This window comes from Mycobacterium sp. URHB0044 (genome assembly GCF_000620625.1).
GTDB lineage: Bacteria > Actinomycetota > Actinomycetes > Mycobacteriales > Mycobacteriaceae > Mycobacterium.
Map to the genome: position 1 here is coordinate 168,016 of NZ_JIAW01000005.1, position 14,542 is coordinate 182,557.

Annotated in this window: 16 protein-coding genes; 10 read left to right on the forward strand and 6 right to left on the reverse strand. The window is 69.3% G+C overall.

Annotated elements, in window-relative coordinates; translation table 11 throughout:
• Window positions 1-12 precede the first annotated feature (12 nt).
• Entirely contained in the window at window positions 13-702 is a 690-nt protein-coding gene (locus N536_RS0112415; RefSeq protein ID WP_029113891.1) for a GDSL lipase, read from the reverse strand.
• A 125-nt stretch (window positions 703-827) separates the two neighbouring features.
• A complete protein-coding gene (locus N536_RS0112420) occupies window positions 828-2,063 on the reverse strand; it encodes an acyltransferase (protein WP_029113892.1) in 1,236 nt (411 codons plus the stop codon).
• Window positions 2,064-2,327: 264 nt separating this feature from the next.
• On the opposite strand from N536_RS0112420, the gene N536_RS0112425 reads away from it, so the two are divergent.
• The 6 genes from N536_RS0112425 to yaaA all read left to right on the forward strand — a co-directional run bounded on the left by N536_RS0112425 (window position 2,328) and on the right by yaaA (window position 6,656).
• Window positions 2,328-2,996 (forward strand): hypothetical protein, encoded by a 669-nt coding sequence (locus N536_RS0112425; RefSeq protein ID WP_029113893.1) that lies wholly within the window; start codon window positions 2,328-2,330, stop codon window positions 2,994-2,996.
• On the forward strand, window positions 2,986-3,543 hold the full coding sequence (locus tag N536_RS0112430) for a DUF6529 family protein (RefSeq protein WP_029113894.1): 558 nt from the start codon (window positions 2,986-2,988) through the stop codon (window positions 3,541-3,543). Before N536_RS0112425 ends, N536_RS0112430 begins: the two co-directional genes overlap by 11 nt.
• A gap of 97 nt (window positions 3,544-3,640) precedes the next feature.
• Window positions 3,641-4,093: a Rieske (2Fe-2S) protein gene (locus N536_RS0112435; protein WP_029113895.1), complete on the forward strand. Its 453-nt coding sequence runs from the start codon at window positions 3,641-3,643 to the stop codon at window positions 4,091-4,093.
• 63 nt (window positions 4,094-4,156) lie between these two features.
• Window positions 4,157-4,750, forward strand: a complete 594-nt coding sequence (locus N536_RS0112440; RefSeq protein WP_029113896.1) for a class I SAM-dependent methyltransferase — start codon at window positions 4,157-4,159, stop codon at window positions 4,748-4,750.
• On the forward strand, window positions 4,747-5,883 hold the full coding sequence (locus N536_RS0112445; RefSeq protein ID WP_029113897.1) for an alkaline phosphatase family protein: 1,137 nt from the start codon (window positions 4,747-4,749) through the stop codon (window positions 5,881-5,883). The genes N536_RS0112440 and N536_RS0112445 overlap by 4 nt, the downstream gene beginning before the upstream one ends.
• A 26-nt stretch (window positions 5,884-5,909) precedes the next feature.
• Window positions 5,910-6,656 (forward strand): peroxide stress protein YaaA, encoded by a 747-nt coding sequence (yaaA, locus tag N536_RS0112450; RefSeq protein WP_029113898.1) that lies wholly within the window; start codon window positions 5,910-5,912, stop codon window positions 6,654-6,656.
• Here the strand turns inward: yaaA and N536_RS0112455 are convergent.
• Both N536_RS0112455 and N536_RS0112460 read right to left on the reverse strand, forming a co-directional pair.
• Window positions 6,653-7,312 (reverse strand): nitroreductase family protein, encoded by a 660-nt coding sequence (locus N536_RS0112455; protein WP_029113899.1) that lies wholly within the window; start codon window positions 7,310-7,312, stop codon window positions 6,653-6,655. The genes yaaA and N536_RS0112455 overlap by 4 nt on opposite strands.
• Before the next feature lie 2 nt (window positions 7,313-7,314).
• Complete coding sequence (locus N536_RS0112460; RefSeq protein ID WP_029113900.1) at window positions 7,315-7,728, reverse strand: VOC family protein; 414 nt, start codon at window positions 7,726-7,728, stop codon at window positions 7,315-7,317.
• A gap of 293 nt (window positions 7,729-8,021) precedes the next feature.
• Here N536_RS0112460 and N536_RS38280 point away from each other — a divergent pair, with 293 nt between their 5' ends.
• The 4 genes from N536_RS38280 (at window position 8,022) to N536_RS0112480 (ending at window position 12,016) form a co-directional block, all read left to right on the forward strand.
• Window positions 8,022-9,023, forward strand: coding sequence for a TerC family protein (locus N536_RS38280; protein ID WP_036436130.1), 1,002 nt, complete (start codon window positions 8,022-8,024; stop codon window positions 9,021-9,023).
• A gap of 86 nt (window positions 9,024-9,109) precedes the next feature.
• A complete protein-coding gene (locus tag N536_RS0112470; RefSeq protein ID WP_029113901.1) occupies window positions 9,110-10,024 on the forward strand; it encodes a pyridoxamine 5'-phosphate oxidase family protein in 915 nt (304 codons plus the stop codon).
• Between the two features lie 2 nt (window positions 10,025-10,026).
• Window positions 10,027-10,494 (forward strand): nuclear transport factor 2 family protein, encoded by a 468-nt coding sequence (locus N536_RS0112475; protein ID WP_029113902.1) that lies wholly within the window; start codon window positions 10,027-10,029, stop codon window positions 10,492-10,494.
• 58 nt (window positions 10,495-10,552) lie between these two features.
• A complete protein-coding gene (locus N536_RS0112480) occupies window positions 10,553-12,016 on the forward strand; it encodes an amidase (RefSeq protein WP_029113903.1) in 1,464 nt (487 codons plus the stop codon).
• A gap of 7 nt (window positions 12,017-12,023) precedes the next feature.
• Here N536_RS0112480 and N536_RS0112485 read toward each other — a convergent pair whose 3' ends face one another.
• Both N536_RS0112485 and N536_RS0112490 read right to left on the reverse strand, forming a co-directional pair.
• Window positions 12,024-12,836, reverse strand: coding sequence for a triphosphoribosyl-dephospho-CoA synthase (locus N536_RS0112485; protein WP_231514506.1), 813 nt, complete (start codon window positions 12,834-12,836; stop codon window positions 12,024-12,026).
• Window positions 12,837-12,929: 93 nt separating this feature from the next.
• Entirely contained in the window at window positions 12,930-14,477 is a 1,548-nt protein-coding gene (locus tag N536_RS0112490; protein ID WP_051574452.1) for an ATP-binding protein, read from the reverse strand.
• Window positions 14,478-14,542: the final 65 nt, after the last annotated feature.

Consider the following 14,542-nt stretch of genomic DNA (forward strand, 5'->3'; position numbering starts at 1 on the left):
CAGGCAGGGGTGTCAGACCCTGCGGGGCAACTGCGCGGCAATGAGCGGAGCGATCTTGTCCGCCATGTACGCGTGGCCCGCGTCGTTGGGATGCACGCCGTCCCCCCCGATCAGATCCGGTCTTCCGACGAACCACCGCTCGGCGATCGGGTCGATCCACGTGGCCCCGGCCGCCCGGGCCTGGCCGTACAGCGCGTCGCGAATCTGCAGGACTGACCCTGGCACGTCGGCCGTCGGCCATGGCGGCCCGATCACGAGCAGTCTGGCCGACGGCGCGGTGCGACGGGCGAAGGCGAAGCAGTCATGCGCCGCCCCGGCGAACGCCTGCGGATCTACGTCCTGATCGTTGCGGGACCCGAAGAACACCACCAGCGAGTCGTCGGGGCGGACCACCCGGGGGGCCAGATCGCCGAAGACGCTGCCGTGATTGCCGCGAATGCCGTAGCCGGCGCCGCCCTCGGCGGCGACGTCGGGGTTGATCAGAAACCCCTGCCCCGCCAGCACCTGCCAGGAGCGCGCGGTCCATCCGTTCGGTCCCCGGCCGCCCTCGTCACCGCCGGTGGTGTACGAATCCCCGATCACCGCGACGCGACTAAGCGGCTTGTCCCGGCTCGCCAAGTGCAGCTCGACGGGTGCCGCAGGCGCGCTGACCAGACCGATCAGCAGGGCGCACGAGACGACGAACATGGCCAGACGACCCACTGCTACCTCCATTGCCGACCGGCCACGTCAGCCTATTATGCCGGTTCCAACTCGGGCGCCGACGCGCCGGTGATTCAGCGCACACGTCGTGCGCCCCAACACCATTCACGCGCCAGGCCGGAGAATCAACCCGCGCGGGCCGAAATCGCGGGTGATTCCGGCTCGGGTGCATCGTCGACCGATTGCAGTTTGCCGGGCTCTTGCTGCGGCTCCGTCTCGGATCGAGCGGGGACTTCCCTGACGTCGACCATCCGGCGCATCCATCGGCGGGCAGGCTCCTCGACGACGTGGTACAGCACGGCTGCGCCCAAGAACGCGATCGCGATCAGTCCGAGGACGGTGAGCTTGCCGACGGTGCCCTCCAGCGTCAGCTCGAACTGCTGCGCCGTCCAGTTCCACGTGGTGTGCACGAGCTCGTGCACCATGTAGAGACCGAACGAGATCTGCCCCAGATACACCGCTACCCGGGTGGAGAGCAGACGCGGCAGCGTCCCCGCGCCGATCGCCATCGAGATCACCAGCGGCACGAACAACACGTCGACGAGTCCGCTGGAGTCGCGCACCGTCGGCAGTGGATGCGCGGAGAATAGATAGAGAGCGCCCACCATGACGCCGATGAGCAGTATCGAGAGGTATCCGGCGGCCGCGCGGGTCCTATCGCTCGGATGCAGCTTGCGGACGGCGGCACAGGCCAGTGCGCCCGCGATGAACTGCATGATGATGCGAGGCAGCCAACTCCACGGCGTGTAGAGCTGGCCCGACGCCAACAGCAACAGCAGCGGTGGCAGCGACGCGGCGAACGCCAGCCACAGCAGGCTGCGGGCCCGCGTTGCCCGCGCGACCCGGAAGACCACCAGAATCAACAGCCCGAACATCAAGTAGGCCAGCCACTCGGCGCTGATCGACCAGGCGGGCCCATCCCAGCTCGACCCGTCGAAGAACGGCTGGTACCACAGCTGTACCAGCAGCAGTTGCCGCAGGTAGCTGGTCGCGTTGAGCGTTCCGACGTTCTCGGACGGCACGTGCCCGACGTTGAGGGTGAAGATGATCCAGAGCGCGGCGAGGTGCAGTGTGACCAGGTACACCGGCCACACTCGCGCGAGCCGTAGCCAGAGGAAGCGCAGCGTCGCCCGCGTCGACCAGGATCGGCCCATCTTGTCCATGTAGTTCCAGGTCAGCACGAAGCCGCTGAGGATGAAGAACAGGTCGACGCCCTGCGCTCCGCAGTCGAGGATCGGCGCGAGCGCCGAGGCGAAGTCGGGGGCGGCCTGCCAGATCAGCGGGCGGAAGTGAAACAGCACGACCCACAGTGCCGCGACGATGCGCAGACCGGTCAGGGCCTTGATCTCTCCGCTGCGCACAACACTCTCTTCGTATGAACTCTTACTGTTTCGTTCGCGCCGCTGCGTGGCCGTCCGGGCGGTCCGCTCTCAGCGGGTCGGGCATCCGGCAGCCTATGCAGACTAACAGCGCGTCTGGCGAGCCGGCGCGTTCGGAAACCCGTGTCGTTGGCGGCCGGACCGCCCACAGCCGGCTCGACGTGCGATGACGTGCGACGACGAATCTCCACGCAACCTCCATGGATTCTTCATGTAATGGCACGTCGGCGCGACCATGCTGCAGTCATGAAGAAGAACGGTTTTCGTGGTCCGCTGGTGACCCTCGCTGCGGTCGCAGCCCTTGGCGGCGGACTGTGGTGGATGAACGTCTCCCAGGAGACCGACGACGTGCAGGCGACGACGACTGCGCAATCAACTACGGCGCCGACCTCGATCGCCGCGCCCGCACCGCCGTCGCCGAGTACAACGCCTCCGATGGCGTTCCCGGCGAAGGCCGACTACGTCGGCAAAGTGCCGACGGCCGCAGGGGCGATCACGCTGGAGATCGCGGTCAACGGTCCGAAGGCCGTCGCCTACGCCTGTGACGGCAACACCGTCGAGGTCTGGCTGAGGGGCAGCGCCACCGATGGCGCACTGTCGCTCGCCAGCAAGAACGCGTCGAGCCGACTCGAGGGCCGACTCCAGGGCGCGACGGTGGTCGGCACGCTGTGGATCGGCGACAAGAAGTGGGACTTCACCGCGGCGCCGGCCGAGCCGCCGGCTGGGCTGTACGTGTACGAGGACGCGGGAGTGCGCGACAGCTGGATCGTCGACGGCAGTGGAGGCGTCACCGGCGTGCGGCGGCGGGCCGACGGTGCGACGGAGCCCGCCCCCGCACTGTCGATCGACGGCACGACGGTTGTCGATGGCCGCAAGGTCACCGCGATCCGGGTGGAGGGTGACGATGTCATCTGACACGCGCACCAACACCACCGGCGGTGTCGCGGCGCTGGTCGCCGTGCTGATCGGCGCCGCGGTCGCCGTCGGTCTCGGCGCGTTCGGCAAAGTGCATGACCCCCAGTTCTTTTCGATCAACGTGGCGGGGTTTTCGAGCGGCCTGGCGGTGAAGGCCTGGCTGGCGACGCTGGCCGTGGTGTTGGCGCTGTTCCAGTTCGGGTCGGCCTTCGCGATGTACGGGCTACTCTCCCGCGGCAGCGTGCCGTCGTGGATCAGCACCGCGCACGTCTGGTCGGGCCGACTGGCGGTTCTCGCCAGCGTTCCCGTCGCGGTGCACTGCCTGTACGCGCTGGGTTTTCAATCCACCGACACCCGGGTGCTCTTCCATTCGTTGTTCGGCTGCTTCTTCTACGGTGCGTTCGTCACCAAGATGCTGCTGCTCACCAGGAAGGGTCTCGCGCCATGGGTGATTCCGATCGCCGGTGGCCTGGTCTTCTTCGGGCTCGTCTTCATCTGGCTGACGTCGGCGCTGTGGTTCTTCGAGACCAGCGGCGTCCATTTCTGAAACGGGCGTCACGCGCGTGATGCGCAGTCCACAATCCCACTAAGCCCGTTAAACCAACCCCCTTACAGCCCCCCAGCCCGAGCGAAGAGAGTCAGCCATGCACCTCGACGAGATCAGCCAGCCCCGCCGAACCGTGATCGCGGGTGCGGGGCTGGGCCTGGCCGCCACCGCGCTCGCCGCGTGCAGCACCTACGGCAAGAAGCCCGAGGCGGCGCCATCCAGTTCGGCGCCTGCCGAATCACCTGCGTCACCGGGCGCCCCCGCCCCCGCCCCCGCAGCCCTGACGAAGACCGCCGACGTTCCGGTCGGATCGGGAGTGATCGTCGACGACATCGTGGTGACGCAACCGACCGCCGGCGTGTTCAAGGGCTTCTCCTCGGTGTGCCCGCACGCTGGGTGCAACGTATCGTCGGTGGAGAACGGCAACATCGTCTGCCCCTGCCACGGCAGCAGGTTCGACCTTGAGGGCGCCGTGGTCAAGGGCCCCGCCACGAAACCGCTGGAAGCGAAAGCCGTTGCCGTGCAAGGCGATTCCATCGTCGCCGGCTGACGGCGTCCGCATCGGAGCGCTGCCGTCGTGGTGGCACGCCGACGCAGTGGAAGAATCGGTGCGATGAGCACCCGCTGGCAGAACACCGAGGCGCCGAGGGGCGACGACTACGACGCCCGGTGGCGGTCGCTGGCGGCCAGCGGGCAGAGCGTGCACGGGGAGGCCGACCTCGTCGAGGCCATCCTCGGGGAATCGGGCGGCACACGCGTCCTCGACGCGGGCTGCGGCACCGGCCGGGTGGCAATCGAATTGTCGGCACGCGGCTTCTCCGTCGTCGGCGTCGACGCCGACCCTGGGATGCTGACGACCGCCCGCGCCAAGAGCCCCGAACTGCCCTGGATCGACGCGGACCTCGCGGACCTGCCGGAGTCCGTCGGCGCCGGCTTCGACCTGGCGCTCCTGGCGGGCAACGTGATGATCTTCCTGCAACCCGGCACCGAGGCGGCCGTCGTGACCGCCATCGGCGAACGCCTCGTGCCGGGCGGGCTGCTGGTATCCGGCTTCTCGATTCGGCCGGATCGCTTGTCGCTGAAGCGGTATGACGAGTTGACGCAGCGCGTCGGCTTGGAACCCGTGGCCCGGTGGGCCACCTGGAACCGCGAACCGTTCACCGGAGGCGACTACGCCGTGTCGGTGCACCGCAGGCTCGAGCCGTGAACCTCCCGGCACCCGATCCGACCCTCCCGCACCTGAGCGACGTGGTGCCTGCAGTGCTCACCGCGCTGGGCGCCACCGGGTTCGAGAGCCGAATCAGCCTGCCGGACAACGTCGCCGGTGCGTGCGTCCTGTTGATCGACGGGCTTGGCGCCGAACTCCTCGACGCCCACGCCGAGGATGCGCCCGTGCTGGCGGGGTTGCGCGGGCAGACGCTGAGCGTCGGTTTCCCGTCCACCACCGCGGCCGGACTCGCCGCCGTCGGCACGGGCCACCGCTCAGGTGAGCACGGCATGGTCGGATACACCTTCCGGCTGCCCGGCGCCGGCGTCGTCAACGCGCTGAGCTGGCGTCCGCATCCGTGGGGCGCCGACCTTCGCGACACGCAGGAGCCCGAGCGGGTGCAACCCATCCCCACCACGTTCGAGCGGGCGGCGGCGGCGGGAATGGCGGTGAGCGTCGTCAGTGACGCCAAGTTCACCGGCTCGGGGCTGACGCGGGCCGTGCTGCGGGGCGGCCGCTACATCGGTGTGCATGCGATCGGCGACCTGGCCGCCTCGGTTCGGACGGCCGTCGCCGCCGGCGGGTTCTGCTACGGCTACCACGCCGACCTCGACATGGTGGGCCACCTCTACGGCCCCGGTTCGGAGGCGTGGCGCATGCAGTTGCGGCAGGTCGACCGGCTCGTCGAGTCGGTGGTCGAGGGATTGCCGCCCGGCGGTCTGCTCGCGGTGGTGGCCGACCACGGCATGGTCGCGGTCAGTGCGGGCGACGCAGTGGACGTCGACACTCACCCCGAGCTCCTCGAGGGCGTCGCGGCGGTCGGTGGCGAGCCCCGCGCACGCCACGTCTATGTGGAGGACGGCGCGGCCGACGACGTCCTCGCCGCGTGGCGCGCGACGCTGGCCGACCGCGCCTGGGTGGTGCCACGGGACGAGGCGATCGCCGCGGGCTGGTTCGGCGCGCGGGTCGCCGACGGCATGCGCTCCCGCATCGGCGACGTGGTCGCGGCCGCACGCGGGAGGTCGGTCATCGTGCGCCGGACGGTGGAGCCGATCGAGTCGTCCCTCGTCGGGCACCACGGGTCGCTCACCACCGCCGAGCAGCGCGTCCCCTTACTGCTCGCGTACGGCTGACCGCACCTCCGTTAACGTCAACGCCCGTGATCGTGCTGCTGCCGCCGTCGGAGACCAAGCGTGCCGGAGGTGACGGACCGCCACTGCGCATCGACGCGCTCGGCTCCCCCGAGCTCGGATCGTTGCGCGCGGACCTCGTCGACGAGTTGATCGCACTGTCCGGCGACCGCGCCGCCTGCCGGAAGGCGCTTGGCATCTCCGCGTCACAGGATGCCGAGATCGACCGCAACGCCGCGCTCCGCAGCGCCCCGACGCTGCCCGCGATCCATCGCTACACGGGGGTGCTCTACGACGCCCTCGACATCGAATCGCTGCGTGGCGCAGCGGCTTCGCGGGCCCATGCGCGTCTGGCGGTCGGTTCGGCGTTGTTCGGACTGCTGCGCGCCGACGACCCGATCCCCGCCTACCGGCTGTCGGCGACCTCGAAGATTCCCGGCCGACCGACCCTGGCCGCGCGGTGGCGACCGTTGCTCGAACCCGAGCTCGCCGCGCTGGCGCGCGACGAGCTCCTCGTCGACCTGCGCTCCGGATCGTACGCAGCGCTGGGACGCGTCCCCGGCGCCGTGACGGTCGACGTCCTCGCCGAGCACGCCGACGGGCACCGCACGGTGGTCAGTCACTTCAACAAGGCGCACAAGGGCAAGCTGGCACGGGTGCTGGCGGGTTCGCGATCCGAGCCGACCGACGCCGCCGGGGTGGCGGCAATCGCGCGCCGCGCCGGCCTGCGTGTCGAGCGCCGCGGCAACGACGTGACCGTGGTGGTGCCGGCTTAGGCCGTTGGCGCCTGGCCCGTCATGTCGGGCGCAGGCTGGTCCCAATGGTCGGCGTTGACGGCGCCTTGCCATGGGCGGCGGCGCACCGGCCCGTGCCTGCCCTTCGGCCAACCCACCACGACGTGGCCGGCGAGCATCCAGTCGTCCGGCACGCCAACGGCCTTGCGCAGCAACGCCTCACCGCCGTACGAAGCCCAACTGGTCAGGCAGGCGCCCAGGCCCTGGGCACGTGCGGCCAGCAGGAAGTTCTGCATCGCCGGGAAGATCGAGCCACCCAGCAGCTGGTCGGACGCCAGCCGCAGGCGCTGCTGAGCGAACAGGATCGAGGTGAATTCACCCGCCCGGTCGTGCAGCTCGTAGGTGGCGCGGTTGTCGCGGGCGCGGCGGGACTGGTCGTCGGCGGCGGGCCGGGTGAGGCTGTATGCCTCCTCGATCACCGTCAACGCCTGGGCCGCAGCCTCGGCGACCACGGCGCGCTGCTCGGGTGACCGCAGCACGACGAACCGCCAGGCCTGCGCATTCGCACCCGACGGCGCCCAGGTCGCGGCCTCGAGGCAGCGCGCCAGCACGGCGGTATCGACCGGTTCGTCGCTGAACCGGCGAATCGTGCGGGCGGTCGACATCACCTCCCACACGTCGTCGCTCGACCCCCGCACGGTCACAACGTCCCGAACAACTCGATCGAGTTACCGTCGGGATCGGCGATGAACATCCAGCCCATTCCCGGAACCGGAGCGAATTCGGTTGGCGGCTCCACGATTTCGTAGCCGGCGGCCTCGATTTTGGCGGCAGCGTCACGCAGGTTCTGAATTCCGATCGTGAAGTAGCGTAGGCCTGCCTGTGCCCGACCTCCCCCTGGCGTCGGCGGCTGGGGCGGAGGCGTCGTGTAGGTGACGAGCTTGATGACGCTTGCGCCGAGGGTGTACCGCCGTTGCGAACCGTCGGCGAACTCGATCTCACCTTGCGGTTCCAGTCCGAGGAAGTCTTCGTAGAACGCGACCATCGCGTCCAGGTTCGTGGTCACCAGCCCGATCTCGACGGCGGGGGTCAACAGGTCCAGTTTCATCGTCACCTCGGGTTGGTTCGGCGTTCCGGCGGCAGCCTCGAGAGCACGCGCGCTGCGAGGTTGCTCACAATATGATGACCAGGCTCGCATTACGCCTCGCCACGCCCTGCCCCGACCCGGTGACCGACGCGGCCCGTTTGGCCGCATCGGACGCGGTCTGACAGACTGGTCGGTGAGGGGAGTATTCCTTCGTCGCGGCGTCGTCATCACGTTGTCCATCAATGGGCAGCCGGTTCCGCGGGCCGCATCCTGCGGCGGCAGAGACCTCGGCCGTTTTTCGACGCCCGGAGGCCCTCTAAATGCAGGTAACCCAACTCGAGTGGATCGTCACCCTTGGTGTGACGATCGCCGTGCTGCTGTTCGACGTCGTGGTCATCGGCCGACGTCCGCACGAGCCCTCGAAACGCGAGCTCATCGGCGCGCTGTCGGTCTACATCGGACTCGCAGTCGCGTTCGGAGTGTGGGTCTGGTTCTTCCACGGCAGCCAGTTCGGGGTGGAGTTCTTCGCCGGCTGGCTCACCGAATACAGCTTGTCGGTCGACAACCTGTTCATCTTCCTGATCATCATGGCCAGCTTCAAGGTGCCGAAGAAGTATCAGCAGCAGGCCCTACTGGTCGGCATCATCCTGGCGCTGATCTTCCGCGGCATCTTCATCGCGCTGGGCGCGGTGGCGATCAACCAGTTCTCCTGGGTGTTCTACGTCTTCGGCGCGTTCCTGGTGTACACCGCAGTCACACTCGTCCGCGACACCGACCACGACGACGACGCCGAGAACTTCGTGGTGCGCTTCGCGCGCAACCACTTGAGCCTCACCGACAAGTGGGACGGGCTCAAGCTGTGGATCAGGGAGAACGGCAAGCGGCTGATGACGCCGATGTTCCTCGTCATCGTCGCGCTGGGCACCACCGATCTGCTCTTCGCACTGGATTCCATCCCCGCGATCTACGGCCTGACCCAAGAGCCCTACCTGGTGTTCACCGCGAACGTGTTCGCGCTGATGGGGTTGCGCCAGCTGTACTTCCTGTTGGGCGACATGCTCAAGCGGCTGGTCTACCTGTCGCAGGGCCTCGCCTTCATCCTGGCGTTCATCGGCGTGAAGCTCGTCCTGCACGCGCTGCACGAGAACGAGGTGCCGTTCATCAACGGCGGCGAGCCAGTGCACGTGCCCGAGATTCCCACCCTGCTCAGCCTGGGGGTCATCGTCGTGACGCTGCTCATCACCACAGCCGCCAGCCTCTACAAGACGCGGCGCGACGACAAGAAGGCCGAGCCGACGCCTGCGCCCGCCGAGGCCGAGTAGGGGAACCCTCCGAGACCGATGCGGATGGATCCGGTCGGTGCGATGGTTGCAGATCGTATCCATCGAATCACCGGAGCGGAGCGGTCATGACGTCGGTTGCGGGTTACCACGACGGTGAGCTGGCGGTCCAACGGAGGGCGGGCGTCACGGGTGCTGCCGGACGGTTGGCCGGAATGGTCGGCGCGGGAGTACTCGGTGGTGGAATACCGCAGTTCCTCGCGGGTCGCACGTTCGCCGCGCTCAGTGCCCGCGACGACGAGGGCACGCTGTGGACGTCGCCGTTGATCGGCGCACCGGGATTCCTCGATGCGGCCGGACCGACCACGCTGGCGATCCACTACGACTTTCCGCCGTCCGACCCGTTGTATGACGTTGCCGCGGGACAAGAGGTCGGGTTGGTCGTGATGGAGTTCGCCGCGCGGCGGCGGGTGCGGATCAACGGCACCCTGGCGGCGCGGCGCGACGGGACGTTGACCGTGGACGTCGAGCAGGCGTACGGCAACTGTCCGCAGTACATCCATCGACGGCAGACGGCGCCTGGCACATCGTCGGACTCGGCCGCCAGGACGGGTACGACGCTCGCGCCGGTCGACATCGCCCAGATTCGGTCGGCCGATACCTTCTTCCTCGGCACCTCGCATCCGACCCGCGGCGTGGATACCTCGCACCGCGGTGGCACACCCGGATTCGTGCGCGTCGACGACGGCGGGCTGTGGTGGCCGGACTACCCCGGCAACAACATGTTCAACAGCCTCGGGAACATCGCCGAAGACCCAACGGCCGCACTGCTGTTCGTCGACTTCACCACGGGCGCCGCCCTGCACCTGACGGGCACGGCCGAGGTCGTCTGGACGCAGCACGCGGTTGCAGGGGACGACGGCGGCACCGGCCGCCGCGTCCAGTTCACCCCCACGCGGTTCGTCGCCCGAATCGCATCGGTGCACTCCGACGACGTCGAGGCGTACCGCGACAACCCGCCGCTCACCACCCTGGAGGCATGACGATGACCGAGTCCCGCCCGCCGTTCCCTCCCTTCGACCTCGAGGGCGCCATCACCAAGGTGCAGGCCGCCGAGGACGCCTGGAACACTCGCGACCCGCACCGCGTCAGCCTCGCCTATACGCCAGACTCGGTCTGGCGCAACCGCGATCAGTTCGTCACCGGGCGAGCCGAGATCGTCGAATTCCTCACCGCCAAGTGGGAAAGGGAACTCGACTACGTTCTTCGCAAGAGCCTCTGGGGATTTCGCGGGAACCGGATGGCGGTGCGCTTCCAGTACGAGTGGCACGACCACGCCGGCCAGTGGTACCGCAGCTACGGCAACGAGCTCTGGGAGTTCGACGACAACGGCCTGATGCGACGACGCGAGGCAAGCATCAACGACGTCGTCATCACCGAGGCCGACCGACGCTACTTCGGTCCACGGCCCGACGACGAGCGCGGCGAAGGGCACGACATCCCGCTGCAGTGACCATCGCCTGACCGGCCCGACTTGCCGACCTTCGGGACAGCCCGGAAGATCCGTGTCAATGGACGCGAACTCGGCGGGCGAACTCTCGAAACTGGACGCCATCGGACAGGCGGCGCTCGTCGCAGGCGGTGAGGTCACCGCGGCCGAACTCCTCGACGCGGCCATCAGCCGACTCGACGCGGCGCGCGGGCTGAACGCGGTGATCACCGACCTGTTCGACCGCGGTCGGGCGCAGGCCGCCGCCCTCGACGAAGCGGGCACGCTGCGCAACGGAGCCGCCGGACCACTGGCGGGCGTGCCGTTCCTGCTCAAGGACCTCGGCTCGTCGCTGGCGGGAACACCCGAGGCGATGGGCTCGCGCGCGCTGCGCACCCACGTGGCATCCGAAACGGCGTGGATCGTCGACCGCTACCTGGCGGCCGGTCTGGTGGTGTTCGGGAAGACCAACACGCCCGAGTGGGGCAACCACTGCACCACCGAGCCGTCGCTGTTCGGGCCCACCGTCAACCCGTGGTCGCCCAGCATCACACCGGGTGGGTCGAGCGGCGGGTCGGCGGCTGCCGTGGCGGCAGGCGTGGTCCCCGCCGCGTCGGGTGGCGACGGCACCGGCTCGATCCGGGTGCCTGCCTCGTGCTGTGGACTGGTCGGGCTGAAGCCACGTCGTGGCCGCACGTCGTTCGCGCCGAGTGCGGGCCAAGGCATGGAGGGTCTGGTCAACGGGCACGCGTTGACCCGCACCGTCCGCGACAGCGCTGCGCTGCTGGACGCCGTCACGGGATCCGCACCGGGCGACCCCTACTCGGCCCCGCTCCCCGACCGGCCGTTCCTGGGCGCGATCGCGGAAGTTCCTGCCGCACAGCGCATCCTGACGACGACGGATTCTCCGTTCCCAGGAACTCCGACGCACCCCGACGTCGCGGCGGCCGTCGAGTCGGTGGCTCGGCTGCTGGACGGACTCGGGCACCACGTGGACACCGGGGCGCCGACCATCGATCCGGATGAGGTCGCCGACGCGATCGCCGTCCTGCACACCGTCAGCAACGCGCAACTGCATGCGTTCGCCACCGAACATCTGGGCCGCGAGCCGCACGAGGACGAGTTCGAGCCGAGCACGTGGGTGATGGTCCGCGAGGGGTTCACCACCACCGGCGTCGCGTACGCGGAGGCGATCGGCGCGGTGCACGCCCAGACTCGCCGATTCGCCGCAGGCATGTCCGACCACGCCGTGCTGTTGGTGCCCACGCTGCTCACTCCCCCGCCGCCGTATGCGCTGCTGGATCAGCCCCGCGGCACGACGCGGAAGTTCTTCGACGTCGAATTCGCCACGACCGGGTGGACCACCCTGGCGAACGTCACCGGATGGGCTGCGATCTCGCTGCCGCTCGGGGTCAGTTCGGAGGGACTGCCGATCGGCGTCCAGTTGATGGCGCCCGACGAGACGGTGTTGCTGCAACTCGCCCGCCAGCTCGAGGTGGCCGCACCGTGGGCCGACAGGCTGCCACCCGGCTGGGTCGGCGCTTAGCAGCGGGTCACTCGGATCCAGCGAGCCGATCCAGGAACAGCGTCGCCGCCAGGAGATCGGCGCTGCCGCCCATCGCGAGACCGTGCTGGGCGGCCTCCCGGCACAACGCCTCCAGCCGCGCTCGTCCCTCGTCCGTCCCGCACCCACCCGCCTGCACGACGTCCGCCGCACGGCGATTGACCAGGCGCAAAGCCTCGGCACCGCCGCGGCGAACGACGCCGGTGTCGTCCAAGGTGGCCATGATCGCGATCAGCGCATTGAGCGCGACGGTTTCTCCCGTCTCGCCGCGGCGCCGGCTCGCCCGCAGCGCCGGCAGCCCGATGCGGATGACGTGCGGGAAGCCGCCCCTCGCCTCTCCGACCGCTCCACGCGTGGCGCGCCGCGGCGCGCAGGGATGCAGCGTCCGGGCCACCAGCGCAGCGAAACTCGCTGCGGATTCGGCTCCCTCGGTGACGGCCGCGCCCGCCGACAACAGGCCGAGCGTCCAGAGCGCACCACGATGGGTTCCCACGCTGCGGGTCACGTCGGCGATGCGTCGTTCGCCTGCCCGCCCGATCGCGCCGAACCGGTCGCGCAGAGCGGGGCCGAGGGGCAGCGTCCGCGCGGCTTCTGCGCACTGCCGCAACGGTTCTCGCAAGGCTTCGGCGGCGGAGTCGGGATGGCCCGCGCGGCCGTCCACCAGGCCGGGGCGCAACGGCGTGAGCCGCGCCGCGGTGCGCAGCGCGACTACGGCAGCCTCGGCGATGTGCACCGACGGAACGGGCGGACGCACATCGAACCCGGAGGCGTACCCGTCGATCAGCTCGTTCGGCGGCATCATGGGTTTAGACGATGCGCTATGCGGCGCTCGGCGTCATTGGGGCTGCCAACACCATCGGATACCGGCTAGCCGGTACTGCCGTCCCAACCCAACTCATTCGGAGCCGACGGGTATCCGCGCGGTGATCGTGGTTCCGCGACCCGGCGAGCTGGTCACGTCCAGGGCTCCCGAGACCGCCTCCACCCTGTCCTTCAACCCGATGAGTCCGGTACCCCCACCGGGGGTCGCCCCGCCGACGCCGTCGTCGGCGACCTCGAGATGAAGCACGTCGCCGTCCAACGCGGCCCGCACCGTGACCTCGGACGCCTCGGCATGCTTGGCGGCATTCGTCAGCGATTCGGCGATCACGTAATAGGCTGTGGCCTCCGCGGATTCGGGCAGGCGCCGGTCGACGCCGAGCTCAAGTCGCACCGGAACGACCGAGCGTCTGGCGAGGGTCTTGATCGCTGGCCCCAGCCCGCCCTTCGACAGGATCGCCGGGTGGATCCCGCGGGACAGCTCCTGCAATTCGGTGTAGAGGTCTGCCATGCCGTTGACCAGGTTGTCGAGTTGCTGTCGAACGGTGTGCTGCTCCTCGGGAATCGACGCCTCGAGCGCGCGTAGCCCGAGGCCGAGCGACACGATGCGCTGCTGCGCTCCGTCGTGCAGATCACGTTCGATGCTGCGGCGGGCCTGGTCGGCGGCTGCGACGATGCGCGCCCGCGAGGCCTTCAGTTCGGCGCGGGTTTCGGCATTGGAGATCGCGGTGCCCACCAGATCCGCGAAATCGCATACCCGTGCTTCGGTTTCGTCCGGCATCGGCTCCGGGTGCGTCGAGCCGACGATCAGGGCGGCGCGGGTGGTTCCCCCGACGTTGACGGGCGCACCCACCCCGCTGCGCAATCCGAGCGCGCGCAGGCGGGCGGCGACGGACCCGTCGACGTCGGTGTAGTCGTCGATGCGGGCGGTCTGTCCGGTTCGGCGAATTCGGACGGCGATGCTGTCACCGTCGAGCGGAAGTCGTTCTCCCACCTTCAGTTTCTCCTGCGCCGCAGAGTCGTGAGCGGCCAGCACGGTGCAGTGTCCATCGGCGTCGAACGTGGACAGGGTGACGTGCTCGACGCCCAGGCCTCGCGCCAGCTCGGTCACCGCGGTGGGATAGACGTCGGCGGGGTCGCCGTCGCGCGCGACCAGGGTGGCCACTCGTCGCAACGCCGCCTGCTGGGTGGCCAGCGCGTCGGCCTCCCGACGGCGCTGCTCCGACTCGGCAGCGCGCAGCCGCGCCTGGCCGGCCAGCACGTTGGCCAGCAGCGCCAGTGGCAGGAAGACGAACAGGGCGGGTGCCAGACTGTCGCCGCCCTCGAGATGGAAGTACAGGTAGACCACAGCGCTCACCAGCGAGGTGGCCAGTGCGAGACCGAAGCTCCAGCCCGCGGAGACGACCAGCACGCCGAGCAGGAAGATCGCCCCGAACGCGTTCTCGGGTGCGACCCGCTTCAACTGCAACACCAGCAGGGTCTCGCCGACGATGAACGCCAGCGCCACGACGATGCCCCAGCCGAGCGGACGGGCGGTCGGTCGCAGCACGACGGCGAGCAGCCTGCTGCGCAGCGACCGTCGGCTGCGCTCCTGGCCCGTGGCGGTGTCCGCTGGCTCTGTCATCGCACCGGAATGCTAGTTGGTGGGCGATCGACGCCAGATTCCTGCTAGCAGTAATGCCCCGGATC

Excerpts from the sequence above, each read along its gene's own strand:
- N536_RS0112430 (WP_029113894.1), top strand. The coding sequence starts at position 2,986 with ATGTCATCTGACACGCGCACCAACACCACCGGCGGTGTCGCGGCGCTG.
- N536_RS38280 (WP_036436130.1), top strand. The coding sequence starts at position 8,022 with ATGCAGGTAACCCAACTCGAGTGGATCGTCACCCTTGGTGTGACGATC.
- N536_RS0112435 (WP_029113895.1), top strand. The coding sequence starts at position 3,641 with ATGCACCTCGACGAGATCAGCCAGCCCCGCCGAACCGTGATCGCGGGT.
- N536_RS0112490 (WP_051574452.1), bottom strand. The coding sequence starts at position 14,477 with ATGACAGAGCCAGCGGACACCGCCACGGGCCAGGAGCGCAGCCGACGG.
- N536_RS0112440 (WP_029113896.1), top strand. The coding sequence starts at position 4,157 with ATGAGCACCCGCTGGCAGAACACCGAGGCGCCGAGGGGCGACGACTAC.
- N536_RS0112485 (WP_231514506.1), bottom strand. The coding sequence starts at position 12,836 with ATGATGCCGCCGAACGAGCTGATCGACGGGTACGCCTCCGGGTTCGAT.
- N536_RS0112470 (WP_029113901.1), top strand. The coding sequence starts at position 9,110 with ATGACGTCGGTTGCGGGTTACCACGACGGTGAGCTGGCGGTCCAACGG.
- N536_RS0112425 (WP_029113893.1), top strand. The coding sequence starts at position 2,328 with ATGAAGAAGAACGGTTTTCGTGGTCCGCTGGTGACCCTCGCTGCGGTC.
- N536_RS0112475 (WP_029113902.1), top strand. The coding sequence starts at position 10,027 with ATGACCGAGTCCCGCCCGCCGTTCCCTCCCTTCGACCTCGAGGGCGCC.
- N536_RS0112480 (WP_029113903.1), top strand. The coding sequence starts at position 10,553 with ATGGACGCGAACTCGGCGGGCGAACTCTCGAAACTGGACGCCATCGGA.